We start from the raw sequence: 18,286 nt of genomic DNA on the forward strand, positions 1-18,286 counted from the left end.
TGTTATACCAGACCGTACCACTCCGGGAACAGCATGATCGAGATGACAATGATCACCTGAATCAGGATGAACGGCATCACCCCCTTGTAGATATCCAGCGTTGTCACCTCCTTCGGCGCCACACCTTTCAGGTAGAACAGCGAGAACCCGAAAGGCGGTGTCAGGAAGCTGGTCTGCAGGTTCATGGCAATCAAGATCGCGAACCACAGCGGCGCGATACCCAGAATGTCAGCCACCGGCGCCAGAATCGGCACGATGATGAAAGCGATCTCGACAAAGTCGATGAAGAAACCAAGAATCAGGATCGCAACCATCGACAACACCAGGAACCCGGCCGCGCCACCCGGCAGATCGGACAACACTTCCTCAACGATGTAATCACCACCGGTGTAGCTGAAGGCCATGGAGAAAGCGGTCGCGCCCAGCAGGATAGCGAACACCATTGCGGTAACCTTCACGGTTTCAACCGATGAGTCCATCACCATCTTGAAGCTGAACTGACGGTACAAAATTGCAAGCACGATCGCACCCACGCCACCCAGAGCTGCTGACTCGGTGGGTGTGGCGATACCCGCAAAAATGGAGCCCAATACCACCAGCACCAATGCCAGCGGCGGAACGATGGATTTCGCCGCCTGAATATAGAATTGACGCTTGTTGAGGGACTCATCACGCGGGATAGTCGGCGCCATCTCCGGCTTGAGGAACGCGATCGCAAGAATATAGATCAGGTAAGCCCCCACCAGAACGGCACCCGGAATGACCGCCGCTTTGAACAGGTCCCCCACGGGAATACCCAGCACGTCACCCAGAATAATCAGGATGATCGAGGGCGGTATGATCTGTCCCAGAGTACCGGAGGCGCAGATAGTGCCGCAGGCAAGGCGCTTGTCATAGTTGTATTTCATCATCACCGGCAGCGAGATCAAACCCATCGCCACCACGGACGCACCTACAACCCCCGTGGAAGCGGCCAGTAGTGCACCGACCAACACGGTGGAGATCGCCAGACCGCCACGGACACCACCAAACAGCTGGCCCATGGATTCGAGCAACTGCTCCGCCAGACGCGTGCGCTGGAGCACGATACCCATGAAGATGAACAGCGGAACCGCCATCAGAGTCGTGTTCTCCATGATGCTCTGAATACGGAACGGCATGAATGCAAACATATCGGGACCTTCGGCAAACACACCGAAGATCAGGGCCACACCGCCGAAGGTGTAGGCCACGGGGAAGCCGACCAGCAACATAAGCAGGGCGGCGAAAAACATGATAATACCGATCATTATCTCAACCCTGCCTGATTAATGTTGAATCGGAGTGTAGCCATCGTCCTTCAGACGACCGCTAAGAATATTGATCGACTTCAACGCCAGACCAATACCACTGATGAAATTGAAGAACATGGCAAACGGAATAACCGACTTGATAATCCAGCGGTTAGGCAGACCACCCGGATCCCCAGACCCCTCTCCCAACTGGAAAGATTCGCGGGCGAAGTCGACGCCATACCAAGCGACAAGCAGACAGAACGGGATCAACAGCAAAAATGTACAGACAAGGTCGATCCAGGCACGTTGGCGCACGCTGAGGCTGTCATAGATTACATCGACGCGTACATGACCACCGGCTTTCAGAGTAAACGGAATACCGAGCATGAACATGGCCGCATACAGGTGCCACTCCATCTCCTGCATGCCGATATAGACCGTGTTAAACAGGTAACGGGAAGCAACGTCGAAAAAGACGTTAAACAGCATCAGGATGAACAAAATCGCCGCGATCTTACCCAGAAGATCTGAGAAGCGATCGATCGTCTGCTGCAGACGTAACAGAAACATGGTTTACGACCTCATGGCCTGAGGAAAAGGATGAAACGGACGATAAAGTAGAGACGCCCCGGCATCAAGCCGGGGCGCTGCAAAGCAGAGTTGATTACTCAGCCATGCTGTTCAGATAAGCGCGGTCCGCAATGTCGGTCCAAACGCGAATCTTATCCAGGTACTTGGCCTGGGACTCCAGGATTTCCGCAGCCAGCGGGTCCGCTGCAGCGGCTTCGGCCAGCAGCTGATCGTTCGCTTCTTCAAGCGCGTCCATAACGGCGGGCGGGAAGGATTTCACCTCAATGTTCGGGTATTCATCCTTCATGGTTACCCAGTTCTCTGCAGACTCATGATGAGACTGAACGGTCATGTCATACGCGGCAGTGCGCATAGCAGTCAGCAGGATCTGCTGCAGATCTTCAGGCAGGCTGTCGAACTTGCGCTTGTTGATCAGGAACTGCAGCTCGGTCGCCGGCTCATGCCAGCCGGTGTAGTAGTACGGAGCGATTTTGTGGAAGCCCATACGCAGGTCCATGGAGGGGCCTACCCACTCCAGTGCGTCGATGGTGCCGCGCTCCAGAGAGGTGTACAGCTCGCCCGGTGCGATGTTGGTGGGGCTTGCGCCCAGCTTTGCCAGAACCTCACCGGCGAAGCCCGGGATACGCATTTTCAGCCCCTGGAGGTCTTCCACGGAGTTGATCTCCTTACGGAACCAACCACCCATCTGTACGCCGGTGTTGCCGCCCGGTACGGACATCAGACCCAGCGGCTCATAGACCTTCTGCATCAGCTCCATACCACCGCCGTGGTAGAACCAGCCGTACTGTTCCATCGCAGTCATGCCGAACGGCATGGTGGTGAAGTACAGGGTATTCGGCACCTTCCCTTTCCAGTAGTAGGACGCGGAGTGACCCATGTCGTACTGACCCGCGCGGACCATGTCGAACACACCGAATGCGGATTTGTGCTTGTTGGCCGTATCGATTTCGATCTGCAGACGGCCGTTGGACATTTTCTCGGCCAGATCAGCCATTTCACGAGCCGGCATGCTGAACACACCAAAATTGGTGGGCCAAGTCTCGGCAAGTTTCAGACGGTAGGTTTTCTCTGCGGCCTGTGCCGGTGCGATAACAGCGGCAGCGCAGGCTGCAGCCGCAATCAGCTTGCGGGCAAAAGTCAGTTTCAGCATTGTTTTTATGTCCTTTCTATTTGGGGATTCACTGCATCAGCATAGACGCTGATTGAGCGAGTAACAGTTTCTCAAGGTAAATTGGACAGACCTATTCGAAATTGCCCGCAATATACGCAGAATTAGTACGCAGACAGCTTCGGATTACCCGCAAACCAAAATCAGTATTTTTACGTAGGTAATCCGTATTTCCCTTTGACGTACACCTTAAACGCAAAAAGGGCTGCGACACGCGCAGCCCTTTTTGATGCCGGGGCATTAAACTCAGCAGCGGAACTTGGCTGTCATCGTCTGCAGGCTTTCCGCATGCCCGACCACATCGGCCGAGAAACTACCGATCTCACGGGAACGTTCAGAGCCACGGGATACATTATCCAGCACCGCGTTCATACTCTGCGCGATGGACTGTGCGGTTGCTGCAATCTGTTCGATGCTCGCCGCCTGTTGCTGGTTACGGTCACTCACTTCACCGAACAGGGAGCGGATCTGTTCCATTTCGCTGATCGCTTCACCGCCGCGACTGCGACTGTCACTGACCTGAGTCTGGCCATCTTCCATGGCGCCCAGAATCTGGCGCATCTGACCCTGCATGTTGTTATTGATCTCGTTAATGTTCGCGGTCGCAGACACCGTTTTCTCCGCCAGCGCACGCACTTCATCGGCCACGACAGAGAAACCACGACCCGCATCACCGGCACGGGCCGCTTCAATCGCCGCGTTCAAAGCCAGCAGGTTGGTTTGCTCCGCCAGCCCGTTGATCATCTCCGTGACACCGTCAACCCGAGCTGACGCCGAGTTAAGTTCATTGAGCTGATCGTGAATACGGGTAAACAGATCAGAGATCTGCTCCAACGAGCCAAGCGCACCGGTGATCACCCGACCACCATTCTCGGTTGCGTTTTGCGCTTCCAGCGACAACCGGTTGGTTTCCTCGGACGCGCCGGCCATTTCAGCAACGGTTTGGCTGATCTCCTCTGCGGCAGCAGCCACAGAACTGGTCTCGGCCTCGGTCTGCTCGCTTTCCCGAATCTGAACCTTCATGGTGTCGCTCAGCTCGGAAGACATAGTCTGCAGCTGCTGACTGCTGCTTTTAACGCTGTTGAGCACACTGCCCAGCTGTTCCGTAAGGTGGTTAACAGCCACCCCAAGGCGGTCAAACTCATCCTGGCGCCCCTCACTGACCGGCAGGCGCTGCTGCAGATCACCGGCAGCCACCTTTTCCAGGGAGCTCAATGTCGCTGCGAGCGCCCCGGTCGACTTACGCCAGGTCATCATCAGCAGCAGAAAAACCACTACAGCCACGGAAATGCCGGCGAACAGGATAGTCATCCGGGCGGTTCCGCTGGCAGCCGCCGCCTCACTGCGCGCCTGCGCCAGCTGATCAAGCACTGCGCCAAGCTGACTGTCCACCTGCTCGTTGAGCGACTCCAGGTGGGTCGCGGCCGCCGCCTGCGCCTGGCGCTGAGACTTGATCAAGTCAATAAGCTGCACCATTGAGGCATCGATCTGGTTCAGCGATTCCTCAAACGTCTCCAGAAAATCGAGCTCGATCAGACTGGTTTTAAGCCCATTGAATGCCTCAGAATACGCGTCGAAGGTTTCTGGGGTACGCTGCTCGATGACGGCGGACACACTATCTTTCAGAACGCGGAAAGGCTGGCGCATAAACGAAAACAGCGAGTTTTCGAAGGTATCCATATGCTCCGTAACCACCGCACGCTGACCGGCCTCGTTGGAAGCGCCGATTTTCTGTAGCGCCTCCAGTGCCTGCTCCTTGGCACTTACCCAGGAGTCCAGCGTCTGGCGCAGGGACTCCGCTTCAGTCATACCCTGCTCGGCAAGGCGATCAAGCGCTGCCGCTTCCGTGTTCTGCAAGCTATCCAAGGCCTCCTCTCCCGCCGCACCACTTAGACGCGAGGCATTGGAAACACCTGATTTGAGATTGCTTAAATCGATCACCCAGCGCCCTAGAAGATCCACCTGCTCAGACGCTTCAGTTTGTTTATTCAAAGAAGAAATTGACAGCACCACCAGCGCGGCAAAACCCAGCACGGTGATAATTACGACGAGGAGGAGGCTCTGCTTGAACCCCAACTTCAGATGAAACATCCCAGTGTACCTTTCCTGCATTTTATCGTTTTTATCGGCCAGTGGCCGTTCGCTTCATACAGCGCTGCCAAGCCTCTCGGCTTCCCCCGCGACAGCGGCTGCTGAAAAATGCGACTTTAGTTGGAGATGCCTTTTTAACACATTGAGAAGCCAATACAAATGTCTAACATTCGTTTGAACCTATTCGGGTAAGGACGCATGCTTGAGCCGCTCCAGCTCATCCCGCAGCTGAGCGGCCTTCTCGAACTCCAGGTTCCGGGCCGCTTCATACATCTGATCTTCCAGACGCGACATGGTCTTGGCCAGGTCGGCCGGCGACAGTTTCTGCTCATCCACTCGATACTCAGCCGCCGGTTCCGCCGCCTTGCGACTGCCACGTCCACCCTTGCGGCCCGGTATAGAGCTCGCGCCCTCCATGATGTCAGCCACTGACTTCACGATCCCACGCGGCGTGATTCCATGCTCCTTGTTAAAAGCGATCTGCTTTTCACGGCGCCGCTCGGTTTCATCCATTGCGCGCTGCATCGATCCCGTTACACGATCGGCATAGAGAATCGCCCGTCCGTTCACATTTCGGGCAGCACGACCGATCGTCTGGATCATCGACGTTTCGGAGCGCAGGAACCCCTCTTTATCGGCATCAAGAATCGCTACCAACGCCACCTCGGGCATATCGATCCCTTCCCGGAGCAGGTTGATCCCCACCAGCACGTCAAACTCACCGATACGCAGATCCCGAATGATTTCCACCCGTTCAACGGTATCGATATCGGAGTGGAGATAGCGCACGCGGACGTTATGCTCGGCCAGAAACTCGGTCAGATCTTCCGCCATACGCTTGGTCAGCACCGTCACAACCACCCGCTCATTGCGAGCTGTCACTTCCCGGATCTGACCTAAGAGGTCATCCACTTGGGTCGAGGCCGGCCTGACCTCCACCAGCGGATCCACCAGGCCCGTGGGGCGCACCACCTGTTCGACGATCTGCTCGGCATGCTCGGCTTCATATTTGCTCGGCGTCGCGGAGACAAACACCATCTGCGGTGCCAGACGCTCCCACTCCTCAAACTTCAATGGGCGGTTATCCAGCGCCGACGGCAAGCGGAAACCGTATTCAACCAGCGTCTCTTTACGGGATCGGTCACCTCGATACATGGCGCCAAGCTGCGGTATGGTGACATGAGATTCGTCAATAATAACCAGCGCATGATCGGGCAGATAATCGAACAGCGTGGGCGGTGGTTCACCGGGTCCGCGACCTGACAGGTAGCGGGAGTAGTTTTCGATACCGGAGCAGTAACCCAGCTCCATAATCATCTCGATATCATAGAGAGTGCGCTGTTCCAGCCGTTGCGCTTCCACCAGCTTATTGGCCTTACGCATCTGTTCCAGGCGTTCGCGCAACTCCTCCTTGATGTGCTCAACAGCGTCAAGCAACACATCACGTGGTGTGACATAGTGAGTCTTGGGATAAATGGTCGCCCTGGGGACTTTGCTCAATACCTCGCCGGTCAGCGGATCGAAATAACTGATCTGCTCGATCTCCGCATCAAACAGTTCGATTCGGATCGCTTCCTTCTCCGATTCGGCCGGGAATACATCGATCACATCACCGCGTACCCGGTAGGTCCCTCGATGCAGCTCCACATCATTGCGGGTGTACTGCAGTTCCGCCAACCGCCGCAAAAGTGCACGCTGATCGATCTCGTCACCGCGATCGAGGTGCAGCATCATCGACAGATAGGATTTGGGATCCCCCAAGCCGTATATTGAAGAGACCGTTGCGACGATAATCGCATCTTCGCGCTCAAGGAGCGCTTTGGTCGCGGAAAGTCGCATCTGTTCAATATGGTCGTTAATCGATGCATCTTTCTCGATAAACGTATCCGACGAGGGGACGTAGGCTTCCGGCTGATAATAGTCGTAGTAGGAAACGAAGTACTCGACTGAATTATCGGGAAAGAACTCGCGAAACTCACCATAAAGCTGCGCGGCCAGCGTTTTGTTATGCGCCAGTATGATGGTTGGACGCTGTACCGAGGCGACCACATGCGCCATGGTAAAGGTTTTCCCGGAGCCTGTGACGCCCAACAGGGTCTGCGCCGCCAGTCCGGACTCCAATCCATCGACCAGCTGCTCAATCGCCTTCGGTTGATCGCCGGCGGGCTCAAATGACGAGTTAACTTTGAATCTCTGCTTCATCCTTCCTATCCTCTAACGGAGCGCCCCAGTATAACGCGCTTTGAAACTCCTTCGGAGGATGTTTCCTATAAGCAACTTTGTTGACACACGGTAACGTCTGAACCTTTTTTAGTACATGAAGGGATTCAGAGTAGACATCGAATCCTGTATGCTTTTAGCAATATTTCAGGCACTGATAGCAAGAGGATGAAAGCTTGGACGTGCAACTTTCCAACCGCGTAAACAGTATCAAACCTTCACCCACGCTGGCGGTCACTAACCGTGCTGCCGAACTGCGCGCAGCCGGTCAGAATATTATCGGCCTCGGCGCCGGCGAGCCCGACTTCGATACCCCAGACCACATCAAACAGGCCGCGATTGAAGCGCTGAATAACGGTTTCACCAAATACACAGCGGTAGACGGTACTCCGGCGCTGAAAAAGGCGATTATCGCCAAATTCGAGCGTGAGAATGGCCTGAAATATGAAGCCAACCAGATTCTGGTTTCCTGTGGCGGCAAACAGAGCTTTTTCAACATGGCGCTGGCACTGCTCAACCCGGGCGACGAAGTCATCATCCCGGCCCCCTACTGGGTGTCTTACCCGGATATGGTTCTGGTGGCCGAAGGCAAGCCGGTGATCCTGACCACAACCCAGGAGCAGCGTTTCAAGATTACGCCCCAGCAACTGGAAGACGCGATCACACCCAAGACCCGCCTTGTGGTACTCAACAGCCCATCCAACCCCACCGGCGTTGCCTACAGCCGCGCGGAGCTGGCAGCGTTGGGCGAAGTATTGAAGCGTTATCCGGATATTCTGATCGCCACCGACGACATGTATGAACATATCCGCTACACCGGCGAGGAGTTCTGCAATATCGTCAACGCATGCCCCGAACTACACGACCGAACCGTCGTACTCAACGGCGTGTCCAAGGCGTATTCCATGACTGGCTGGCGTATCGGCTACGCTGCAGGCCCGGCAAAACTGATCGGCGCCATGAAAAAGATCCAGTCACAGAGCACGTCCAACCCCACCTCGATTGCGCAGGTAGCAGCTCAGGCGGCACTGGAAGGCTCACAGGACTGTGTCAGCGAAATGGTGAAGGCATTCAAAGAGCGTCACGACTATGTGGTTGATGCCCTGAACGCGATTGAAGGCGTCGAGTGCATCGCCGCTGACGGCACTTTCTACGCGTTCCCCAGCTTCCAACAGGTCATCGACAGCCGCGACGAGTTTGCCGATGACGTTGCGCTGGCGGAGTTCCTGTTGACCGAAGCAGGCGTCGCCCTGGTTCCAGGTTCCGCATTTGGGGCACCGGGCAACATGCGTTTGTCCTTTGCCACCAGCCTGGATGTGCTCAAGGACGCTATCGGCCGCATCGCCAAAGCGCTGGCCTGATCCGCTCTACCGGCGGGGCTGCCTGGCCCCGCCTGCCGTGTTCCCCGCACAGGAGCCCCGCCTTGAAAACACGCGCCATCACCGAGCTATTCAAAGAATCCACCCTTCCAGTCGCTCTTTTGGATGAGAACGAACCGGAATGGCATAACAGCGCCTTCGAAGCGCTGGATACTGCCAACCGGGATACGCTGCTCGCCTGGGCAACTCAGGCCTCCACCGGCGACAGCCATTTCTGTGAAGGGCTACGCTTTGAGCTACTCACGGCCTCCCGCCACCGATTACTGGTCGCAACGATTCAGGCCAGTAACGACAGCACGCGCCGTCTTATTCGCGAGCTGCTGCCCGCACTGGCTGAAGCGGGTGATCCCTGGCTCAACACCGCGCGCGTACTCGGACCACTTTTGCACTGGGAAAATCTGGCCGCGGTAAAGCACAAATCGGCTACCGCCGATGATCTGCTGGGCCACTGGCGCGCAGACCAGTTACGCCCGCCCAGGCATCTGCCACTGAAAGAGGCCTCTCTCCAGACCCTCTACGCGGGTAACCAGGATTCTCGACTACTAACGCTACCGGCGCAGGACAACCCCAATGACCCTCTGCTTGCAGGGGATAATCCGGAGTACCTGCTTGCACAGCGCGTCGATCATGACAGCGGGCAGCCCGCAGGCTACCTGGCCGTCTGGGGCAACCCGAACTCTGACGCACTGGTTCAGGCCGCTCAGCTTATGCCACTGGCGGCTGATATGCTTGCTTACCAGCTCAAGTGCCAGAGTCATGCACCACCTGAGCAGGAGCCCGAAATACCCGAGTACCCGGCCGATGACCTGACCGGACTCCCCGGACGGGCCGCCTTCGACACGACACTGGAGGCGTTCGAGTCGCATTATCAGCACTACCAACAGGACTGCCTGATGGCGATGCTGGATATCAACAGCCTCTCCAGTATCAACAACACCCGCGGCATCGAGTTCGGTGACACGCTGCTACGTCGGTTTGCCGAGAAGCTCCGTCATATCTGTCGCCCCGAGGACCGGGTATTCCGCTTTGGCGGTGATGAGTTCGTGGTGCTCATGCCCTATCGGCAGGACCCTCCTCCGCTACAAAAGCGGCTCGACAGTATCTGCGATCATTTTCAGAAGGAACCGGAACTCGCAGCTTTCAGTATCAGCTCCGGCATCGCCAGCCTCGGCGAAGCCAAAGGCAGCAGCGATGATCTGATGCTGCTGAGCGACCAGCGACTGCGCAACGCCAAGAGCGCTCGACTTATTAGCAATCGCTGATTTTCTCGGCAACAAGCGGCAGTACCGATATACTGGGCGCTCTTACGTACTGCCCTATCGTCCGGGAGAAGATTGATGCCAAGGAAACGGATTCTCACTGCGAGCCTGCTCGCGGCGCTCACACCCGCCATAGCCTGCGCGGGACCACTGGCGTCGCTCTATCAACTGGCACTGGATAATGACCCACAGCTCAAGGCGGCTCAAGCCACCTATGCAGCCGACGGTGAGGCACTGGCACAGGCCCGTGGGCAACTGCTACCTCAGGTTTCAGCCAGCGCCAACACCACCTATAACGATACGGCCAGCTATCAGGGCAACAGCCATGGCTACACACTGACACTGAGTCAACCGGTCTTCGATGCCAACCGCTGGTTTCAATTCAAGCAGGGACAGACTCTGAACACCCGTGCTCAGGCCGAATTCAGCCTGGCACAGCAGAATCTGATCCTGCGTAGCACGAGTGCTTATCTGGATGTGCTTGGCGCACAGAGCACGCTGGAACTGGCTCAGGCGCGTGAGCGTGCATTACAGAAACGATTGGATCAGGTGAACGCTCAGTTCGAAGTCGGGCTCATTGCGATCACTGACGTCCTTGATGCCCAGGCATCCTACGATGCGGCGAACGTTCAGCTGATCGAGGCGCGGGGTGCCTTGAGAAACAGCCTGGAAGCGCTCGAACGTCTGGCCGGGCAGGAGGTCAACTTGATCGCCCAATTGCAAGCAGACTACCCGATTCAATCAGTCTCCCCGGCTATACCTGAACCCTGGCTGACACGCGCACTGGAGCAAAATCTGGAGTATCGGATCAGCCAGTTAAGCGAGACCGCAAGCCGACATTCGCTGCAGGCTGTGCGGGGCGATCGACTGCCTTCAATTCAGATCGAAGCGCAAAGCGGTCAGACCAATCAGGGAAGCCAAACCAGTGACAGCGACCGTATCGCACTGACACTGGCCGTGCCTCTGTTTACCGGTGGCACCCTGAGCGCCAATATTCGTGAAGCCGATCAGCGTCACCGGGCCGCCCTTTTCACCGCGGAGGACCAACGCCGCAATGTGATCGAACAAACCCGCTCACTGTTACGCGATCTCAATACCAGCGTGGAAAGTGTCAAGGCCCGCGCCCAGAGCATCAAGTCCAGACAGACCGCACTGGACGCCACCGAAGAGGGCTTCTCCGTCGGGACACGAAACGTGGTGGACGTGCTGGATGCGGAGAATGCGCTTTACGAAGCGCGCCAGGCTTACGCTGATGCGCGCTATCAACATGTCGCTACGCTATTCCGGTTTAAACAGGCCGTGGGCTCGTTGAGTCCCGACGACCTGCTTGCATTGGATGAGTGGCTGGAAAGCGATGTGGTGGAGCTGTCGTTTCAATGAACGCGACCCAGCCGTCCCGACCAACTCAGTGAACAGTCGGGTTATCTTCGTCAGTCGCAGAGATAATAGGGTGTCCATCCGGGTCATGGCCCACGGCACCCTCCTCCATTCCGCGCTCCACCAGTTGTTGCACCAGCATCTCCGTAAGGTGGGCGCTGATAATGATGCCGGCCGGCGGGTCGCCATCGAACAACTCCTCATCCACCAGATCATCGGCACGCAAACCCAGTAGTAGAGGATTCTCTACAATCAGCGGAGCCAGATCCTCCGGCGTAAAGATAGAGTAATCAGACGCGACCAGCAGCGCCAGTTGATACGCATCATGCGGCCCCTCAGCCAGACGTTCGAGATAGGAATCTTCCGCTGCGTTAAAGATGGTACTGAGTCGGCTGCGTCCACGCTCCGGGGTAAAATCCCCTGCATCGCTGTAATCGACGCCGATGACCGGGGTCACCGCATCCAACTCGTGGGCGTCAACCAGCACCCGCCCATCGGAATCCACATCCAGCCAGCTGCGATTAACAGCGACAGCCAGAAGACCTTCCAACGCAGCGGCCACGATGTTACTGGTCACAATAGCACCGACACAGGGGTTTGAGCGCTCACGATCATCATCGATGAGCTCACCCGCCCGGGCAGACAGCAATTTTGGATCTTCTTCAATCAGACTGGCCAGATCAGGCCCGGATAACCAAAGACGGGTATTGCAGACGCGATGCGCCGTTCGATAGGGCTCCGAGATGCCGTTATCGACCATGACCTGAACATACTCTTTTCGCACCCGATCCAACAGATCAGCCAGCCGACCACTCATAACCCCTCCAGGCTTTCCGTCGTAACCCCTTTATCATCAGTCTATAGCACTGGAAACCATCCCGAAACGTGGAAAATCCGGTCTCAATGAATGGTAATACCCACGGGCTGAACCTGATCCTTCATTTCATCGAAGGCCTCGCGCAGATGAGAGAGCGGCATCAAGCCAAAATCGAGCGGGTCAGCGGGCAGCTCATACCAATCCAACGACCAGATACGGGTCATCAGCTCGTATTCGCCGATCAGGGCATCCAGCAGGATCATCACGGCTTCGACACGGGGATCCATTTCCAGAATTTTGGGCGCATCAACCATGTAAACAGCCAGCTGCAACTTGCCGTTCAACTCCCGCAGCGAACACCAGAACTCGTCAATCTGGCACATTTCATCACCCATATTGACGAACGATGGTACCGGATCGTAACGGTTGTTAAACGCACGGAAGTTAATCCCCTGCAACTCTGGCGCTGCACCCACCAGACTCAGCACCGCATGGATCGATTCGGGGTAACCATCGCAGCCGAAGATCATCTCCACGGGCCCGGCTTCCGACTCCTGCTCGAAATGAAATGTCAGGTTGCGATCGATCTTCTGCAAACTGCTGCGATACGTGCTGAGCAGCGTATCGGCCTCGAATTGCATGTCGCGCTGGCTGGACAACAGCTGATCGAGCGTGCGCTCAAGCTGCTGCCAGAAATCTTCGATTTGCTTGCGGCTATAGTTCATGATCGTTTAATGACGTTTCGCTCAGGTACGGGGAACAACAACGCCTGTCTGCCCCTGGTATTTTCCACTGCGATCAAGGTAGGAGGTCTCACACACCTCGTCCGCACCAAGGAACAGCATCTGCGCAACACCCTCGTGGGCGTATATCTTGGCGGGTAGCGGTGTGGTGTTGGAAAATTCCAGCGTCACGTGGCCTTCCCACTCCGGTTCCAGCGGCGTCACGTTGACGATGATGCCACAACGGGCATAGGTGCTCTTTCCAAGACAGATTGTCAGTACATCCCGGGGAATACGGAAGTATTCGACGGTCCGCGCAAGCGCAAAGGAGTTGGGCGGAATGATGCAGACATCAGACTTCACATCGACAAAGCTACCGTCGTCAAAGTTCTTTGGGTCAACGATCGACGAGTTGATGTTGGTGAAGATCTTGAACTCATCCGCGCAACGGACATCGTACCCGTAGCTGGAGGTACCATAAGAGACGATGGGCTGATCATTCACCCGACGCACCTGCGCCCGCTCGAACGGCTCGATCATCTTTTTTTCGTCCGCCATGCGGCGGATCCAGCTGTCTGACTTGATTCCCATATGACGTTGATACGTACCTGTCTGGAATGGATATTAACGCGCCATTGTACAGGGCATCCCCGCCTCAAAGCCAGCGCCGCACATGCGTAATACGCCCGCCGGTCACTCAAAACCGACCTGCGGGCGTCATCGCTCAGTCGGCATGTATTGAAATATTGGGCACCGCCCGCGCCTGCTGGCGGCGGCGAGCCAAACGTGCTGAAACCCGACAGGCGATTTCGAGATATCGCCGGGCATTGGGGCCGTCCGGATCAGCGACGACGGTGGCCTGCCCGCTATCAGCCTGCTCACGAATCGCCATGGCCAACGGCAACTGGCCAAGTAGCTCGCACTCGTAATCCTTGGCCAGTTTTTCACCGCCTCCCGCACCGAAGATCGATTCTTCATGTCCGCAGTTACTGCACACATGAGTGCTCATATTCTCGACAACGCCCAGCACCGGAATATCAACCTTACGGAACATCTCGATCCCCTTACAGGCATCCAGTAAGGCGATATCCTGGGGAGTCGTTACGATAATCGCGGCGGTAACCGGCACACGTTGCGACAACGTCAGCTGGATATCACCGGTGCCCGGGGGCATATCGATCAGCAGGTAATCCAGATCTTTCCACAGTGTCTGGTTCAACAGCTGCTGCATGGCACCACTGACCATCGGGCCACGCCACACCATCGGGGTGTTGTCATCGACCAGAAAACTCATGGACATCACCTGAATCCCCTGAGCCATGACCGGCAGGAAGTACTTCTCATCGGCCGACTCGGGGCGGGTACCGGACGGTACGCCCAGCATCATCCCCTGGCTCGGCCCATAGATGTCAGCATCAAGTACACCGACCCGGGCCCCTTGCCGGTGAAGTGCCAGCGCCAGATTGGTCGTGGTGGTCGATTTACCCACGCCGCCTTTCCCGGACGCGACAGCGATGATATTGCGCACACCCTCAAGGCCTGGCAAAGACGGTCGGTCCGGGCCGGCGAGAACCTTCTGGCTGATCTGGATATCCAGATTCTTGCCCGCGCATTCAGCGTCCAACGCCGCTTTAATCTGGCTGCGCAGCGCTTCGTGCTCAAGCAGCCCCGCATAAGGCAACGTGATACGGATTTCAATCCCGGAGTCTCCAACACGGACGCCCTGAACAGCCCCCGCGTCGGCAAGGCTCTGCTCCAACCAGGGATCGACAATTTGCCCCACCAACTCCTGCAAAGCGTTCTGGTCTAACTGTGGCATTAGGCCCCCTAACAATTCCCGACAATATTTGTCAGCTATTATGAAGAACTATTCCGGCACAAGTCCAGAGCCATAATCCGGGCACGGTAAAGATCCGGTTTCCCACTACCCAGAAACGGCAGTTGAGACTGGACAAACACCCTCGCGGGCAACATCAACGGACTCATCCCCGAGGCTCGCAGCTGTTCACGCAAACCCTCTTCACCCTCATCGCCCTCGACCAGAAGTACCACCTGCTCCCCTTTACGCTCGTCGGCCACCGAGGTAGCGATCAGGGGCCTATCCAGCACTTCTTGCGCCTGAGATTCGACCGCACCCAAAGACACCATCTCCCCGCCGATTTTGACAAATCGTGAGTACCGATCAATCAGCGTGAGGAAACCCTCCTCGTCCAGATAACCCTTGTCACCAGTAACATACCAACGTAACCCGTCACGATGGAGAATGACGCTCTCGGTTCTCTGTGGATCATCCAGATAGCCCTGCATGATCTGCGCCCCGCCGATCAACACCATTCCCGGCTCGCCGGTGGGCAGGGTATCAAAGCTGTCCGGGTCGGCTACCCGGAAGCAGGAGCCGGGTAACGCCATTCCCACACTACCGGTCTTATTGCCCACCTGGACAGTCCAGAAACGGGTATCCAGATAATCCGGCAGATTTACGCTGGCGACCGGGGTTGTTTCGGTACAGCCATAACCTTCGAGTATTCGCTTGTTAAACCGACCTTCAAACTGCTCCCTCACCCGCGGTGAAAGCCGCTCCGCACCCGCTACCACCAGTCGCAGCGGCTCAAACATGGAGGGCAGCAACCGGGACTGACGCGCATACAGCCTCAAAAAGGTACTGGTCGCACAGAGCAGCGAAACCCGCCAACGAGCAACACATTTACCGATATTGACGGCATCCGTCGGGTCGGGATGACACACCAGCGGCACCCCTTCGATCAACGGCATCATCGTCGTAGCCGTGAGCCCAAACGCATGGAACAGAGGCAGCGATCCCAGTACGCAATCTTCGTCCTCGATATTAAACACATCAGCGACCTGTTTCAGGTTGGCCATGATGTTGCGATGGCTGAGCACAATCCCCTTGGGTTGCCCCTCACTGCCCGAAGAGAAAAGTATCGCTGCGGTATGATCAATAGGAACCGCTCCGCCAAACTGCTTCTGAAGCAGCCAGACCGGGGTCATACGCGCCTGGACCAGCGTCGCCAGCCGTTCTCCGTTACCAATCTGATCACGAAGCCACTCCAGTTCTATAAGTTTCACATCGCCTAACGCGGACAGCGGATCGATACCCCGCTGCCCCAAGCGCTTGAGAAACAAGCTGGACGTAACCACGATTTTCAAACCCGCCCGCTCGCTGGCGCTAGCCAGCGCTTCCCTGGACGCGGTGTAGTTCAGCGGAACTATGGTTTTACCGCTCATCAGCAACCCGAGCAGACCCACAACACCGCCGGCCGCCGTAGGCAGCAGCACGCCGATCCGCTCCTCTTCAAGGCGACGGAAACGGCGCGCCAGCACCATGGCAGCAGTCAGTAGACGCAGATGAGAGAAAGGCGACATCTCCAGCTCAGTCAAGGCCCAGGCGGACGGCGCTGCACGAGCGGTACGAATGAACGCCGCAGGCAGATTGTCGAGCGTATTGGTATAGGCCTCCCAGGCGTGGATCGCCAGTTCGGAAACCTGTGACCTCAGTGTCACGGCATCCGTATTCAAGGGCAGCGGCGCGCCGAATGCCAGCGTCACATCTCGTTTCCAACCGGCGCGACGGGCACTGCGCATGCGCGCGGTGGAGCGCGAAAAGCGACTGCCCCAAAGCCCACGCAGATAAAACGGCAGGATGATGACATCGGCATCAGACGCCACCTGAGCCGCTGCTCGCTCAAAACCGCGCTTGAAGGGGCCTAGCTGACCGCTTCGACTGATCGCGCCTTCGGGGAAGATACACACCACCTCTCCGGCTTCCAGCAAGCGCGCAACCTGGGTCATTGCATCCCGGCTGCTGCCAGAGGAGATCGGTATCACCCGGTAGAGCCTCAACAGCCAGCTGAGATACCAGCGTTCGTAGATAACCCGCTCCATGACAAAATGTACATGCCGCGGACAGGCGATCTGAACCAACGCCCAGTCAAGCCAGCTGACATGGTTGCCAACCAGCAGCACACCCCGCCCATCCCTTGGAATCTGATCAAAGCCCAGGATATCGAGCCGATAACGCCGCTTCAGAAGCAACCGAACGAGTAGACGCAAGAATGCCTCGGGCAAGCGAACCAGCGCAATTAAGGCACCGACGGCGGCGGCCAGGGCCAGCACGACCAGAATGCTGCGGGCTGGGACTTCGGCAAAGGCGCTGGCCACGGTCATCACCAGCGCGGAAAACATCGCCACGTTCTGAATAAGATTATTACCCGCCAGAATGGAGCCGCTCTCTGCGGAGGGCGCATGAAACTGAATCAATGCGTTGAGCGGAACAATCGCCAGTGCACCACCGACACCGACCAGGAAAAACAGCACGCCGGCACTCAGCAGTGAGCCGCTGGCAGGTAAAAGCCCCAGACCCAGTGTTACCAGTAAAGCACCAAACGGGATCAGACCCACGTTGATATGGTGGCGCGAAAGACGCGCGACCATAATTGAACCCACCAAGATGCCGATACCGGATTGGGCCAGAGCGCCCTGGATATAGAAGGTATTGACCTCCCCCAGATGCGCTTTGACGTAGGCAGGATAGACCGCAATCATCACCTGGCTGATCGACCAGAACAGGGCCAACCCGAAGATGGAATAGAGAATCGGTTTATGGGCAGTCACCCGCCCCAGGTTTTCCCTGAGCAGCTGCCCCCGCCAGTAGGCATGCCGGTCGAGGCGCAGTTGCGGGTGGGCACCCCCAGCGGGTAAGCGCCAAGCCAACAGCCACTCCACGACAGCCAATGCCACCAGTAACCAGCCCAGCGGTGCAATCTGGCGCATAACCGCCTCAGGGCTTTTTTCAACCACTTCGGTCAACGCCAGTCGCTGCTCGAACAGCAGGGAAAAAAGCACGATAGCGCCCAGAATGGAGATAATCGTGGCTGCCTGAACCCAGCCGTTGGCCTCACTGAGGTTATTGGCCCCCACCAATTCGCGGATAAAGCCGTATTTGGCGGGCGAGTAGAGTGCACTTTGAGCGGCAAGAAAAAAGGTCAGTACAAACGCGGGAATAAACCAGCCCTGGTAGTAACAGGCGGTAATCATTAGCGTCAGCCCGATCGCCGCAGCTGCAGACCCGCGCATAACGGCGGGTTTGCTGAAACGGTCGGACAAAAACCCTGCCGGCGTGAACAGCAGAATAAAGGGCAGGAGAATCAGCGCATTGACGATTGCGGTCAGCAACACCTGCTCCGGACCGTCATAGGCCTTGAACAGGGTATTTTGCACCAGGATCTTATGCCCCAGATCCAGAGTGGCATTCAGGTAGGCGACTGCGATAAACGAGAGAAAGCCGGTATAACGCCAGACCGGCCGGCTATCAGGCTCCTGTCGTTCCTGCTGCTGTGTCATAGGCCTCCCCCGGCTATACCGATGTGC

General features: G+C 56.9%; 13 protein-coding genes. 3 read left to right on the forward strand and 10 right to left on the reverse strand.

Annotated elements, in window-relative coordinates; genetic code table 11:
• Nucleotides 1-2 precede the first annotated feature (2 nt).
• The 5 genes from G403_RS0113620 to uvrB all read right to left on the reverse strand — a co-directional run bounded on the left by G403_RS0113620 (nt 3) and on the right by uvrB (nt 7,326).
• Entirely contained in the window at nt 3-1,289 is a 1,287-nt protein-coding gene (locus G403_RS0113620; RefSeq protein WP_027854473.1) for a TRAP transporter large permease, read from the reverse strand.
• Between the two features lie 18 nt (nt 1,290-1,307).
• Nucleotides 1,308-1,844, reverse strand: coding sequence for a TRAP transporter small permease subunit (locus G403_RS0113625; protein WP_027854474.1), 537 nt, complete (start codon nt 1,842-1,844; stop codon nt 1,308-1,310).
• A 94-nt stretch (nt 1,845-1,938) separates the two neighbouring features.
• Nucleotides 1,939-3,015 (reverse strand): TRAP transporter substrate-binding protein, encoded by a 1,077-nt coding sequence (locus G403_RS0113630; protein ID WP_027854475.1) that lies wholly within the window; start codon nt 3,013-3,015, stop codon nt 1,939-1,941.
• A gap of 264 nt (nt 3,016-3,279) precedes the next feature.
• The gene (locus G403_RS0113635; RefSeq protein ID WP_027854476.1) at nt 3,280-5,124 is read right to left on the reverse strand and encodes a methyl-accepting chemotaxis protein; all 1,845 of its coding nucleotides are present in this window, start codon (nt 5,122-5,124) and stop codon (nt 3,280-3,282) included.
• Between the two features lie 180 nt (nt 5,125-5,304).
• Nucleotides 5,305-7,326 carry an excinuclease ABC subunit UvrB gene (uvrB, locus tag G403_RS0113640; RefSeq protein ID WP_027854477.1) on the reverse strand — a complete coding sequence of 674 codons (2,022 nt, stop codon included), beginning with the start codon at nt 7,324-7,326 and terminating at the stop codon, nt 5,305-5,307.
• 194 nt (nt 7,327-7,520) lie between these two features.
• On the opposite strand from uvrB, the gene G403_RS0113645 reads away from it, so the two are divergent.
• The 3 genes from G403_RS0113645 (at nt 7,521) to G403_RS0113655 (ending at nt 11,362) form a co-directional block, all read left to right on the forward strand.
• Nucleotides 7,521-8,705, forward strand: coding sequence for a pyridoxal phosphate-dependent aminotransferase (locus tag G403_RS0113645; protein WP_027854478.1), 1,185 nt, complete (start codon nt 7,521-7,523; stop codon nt 8,703-8,705).
• A gap of 62 nt (nt 8,706-8,767) precedes the next feature.
• Nucleotides 8,768-9,985 (forward strand): GGDEF domain-containing protein, encoded by a 1,218-nt coding sequence (locus G403_RS0113650; protein ID WP_027854479.1) that lies wholly within the window; start codon nt 8,768-8,770, stop codon nt 9,983-9,985.
• Between the two features lie 75 nt (nt 9,986-10,060).
• Nucleotides 10,061-11,362, forward strand: coding sequence for a TolC family outer membrane protein (locus tag G403_RS0113655; protein WP_027854480.1), 1,302 nt, complete (start codon nt 10,061-10,063; stop codon nt 11,360-11,362).
• Nucleotides 11,363-11,387: 25 nt separating this feature from the next.
• Here the strand turns inward: G403_RS0113655 and G403_RS0113660 are convergent, their stop codons facing one another.
• The 5 genes from G403_RS0113660 to G403_RS23345 all read right to left on the reverse strand — a co-directional run bounded on the left by G403_RS0113660 (nt 11,388) and on the right by G403_RS23345 (nt 18,259).
• Nucleotides 11,388-12,176 (reverse strand): hypothetical protein, encoded by a 789-nt coding sequence (locus G403_RS0113660; protein ID WP_027854481.1) that lies wholly within the window; start codon nt 12,174-12,176, stop codon nt 11,388-11,390.
• Nucleotides 12,177-12,259: 83 nt separating this feature from the next.
• The gene (locus G403_RS0113665; RefSeq protein WP_027854482.1) at nt 12,260-12,901 is read right to left on the reverse strand and encodes a hypothetical protein; all 642 of its coding nucleotides are present in this window, start codon (nt 12,899-12,901) and stop codon (nt 12,260-12,262) included.
• A gap of 21 nt (nt 12,902-12,922) precedes the next feature.
• Nucleotides 12,923-13,489 (reverse strand): dCTP deaminase, encoded by a 567-nt coding sequence (dcd, locus tag G403_RS0113670; protein ID WP_027854483.1) that lies wholly within the window; start codon nt 13,487-13,489, stop codon nt 12,923-12,925.
• A gap of 133 nt (nt 13,490-13,622) precedes the next feature.
• Nucleotides 13,623-14,717: an iron-sulfur cluster carrier protein ApbC gene (gene apbC / locus G403_RS0113675; protein WP_027854484.1), complete on the reverse strand. Its 1,095-nt coding sequence runs from the start codon at nt 14,715-14,717 to the stop codon at nt 13,623-13,625.
• A gap of 38 nt (nt 14,718-14,755) precedes the next feature.
• The gene (locus tag G403_RS23345) at nt 14,756-18,259 is read right to left on the reverse strand and encodes an acyl-[ACP]--phospholipid O-acyltransferase (protein ID WP_051299020.1); all 3,504 of its coding nucleotides are present in this window, start codon (nt 18,257-18,259) and stop codon (nt 14,756-14,758) included.
• Nucleotides 18,260-18,286 lie beyond the last annotated feature (27 nt).

Source organism: Marinobacterium litorale DSM 23545, assembly GCF_000428985.1.
GTDB lineage: Bacteria > Pseudomonadota > Gammaproteobacteria > Pseudomonadales > Balneatricaceae > Marinobacterium_D > Marinobacterium_D litorale.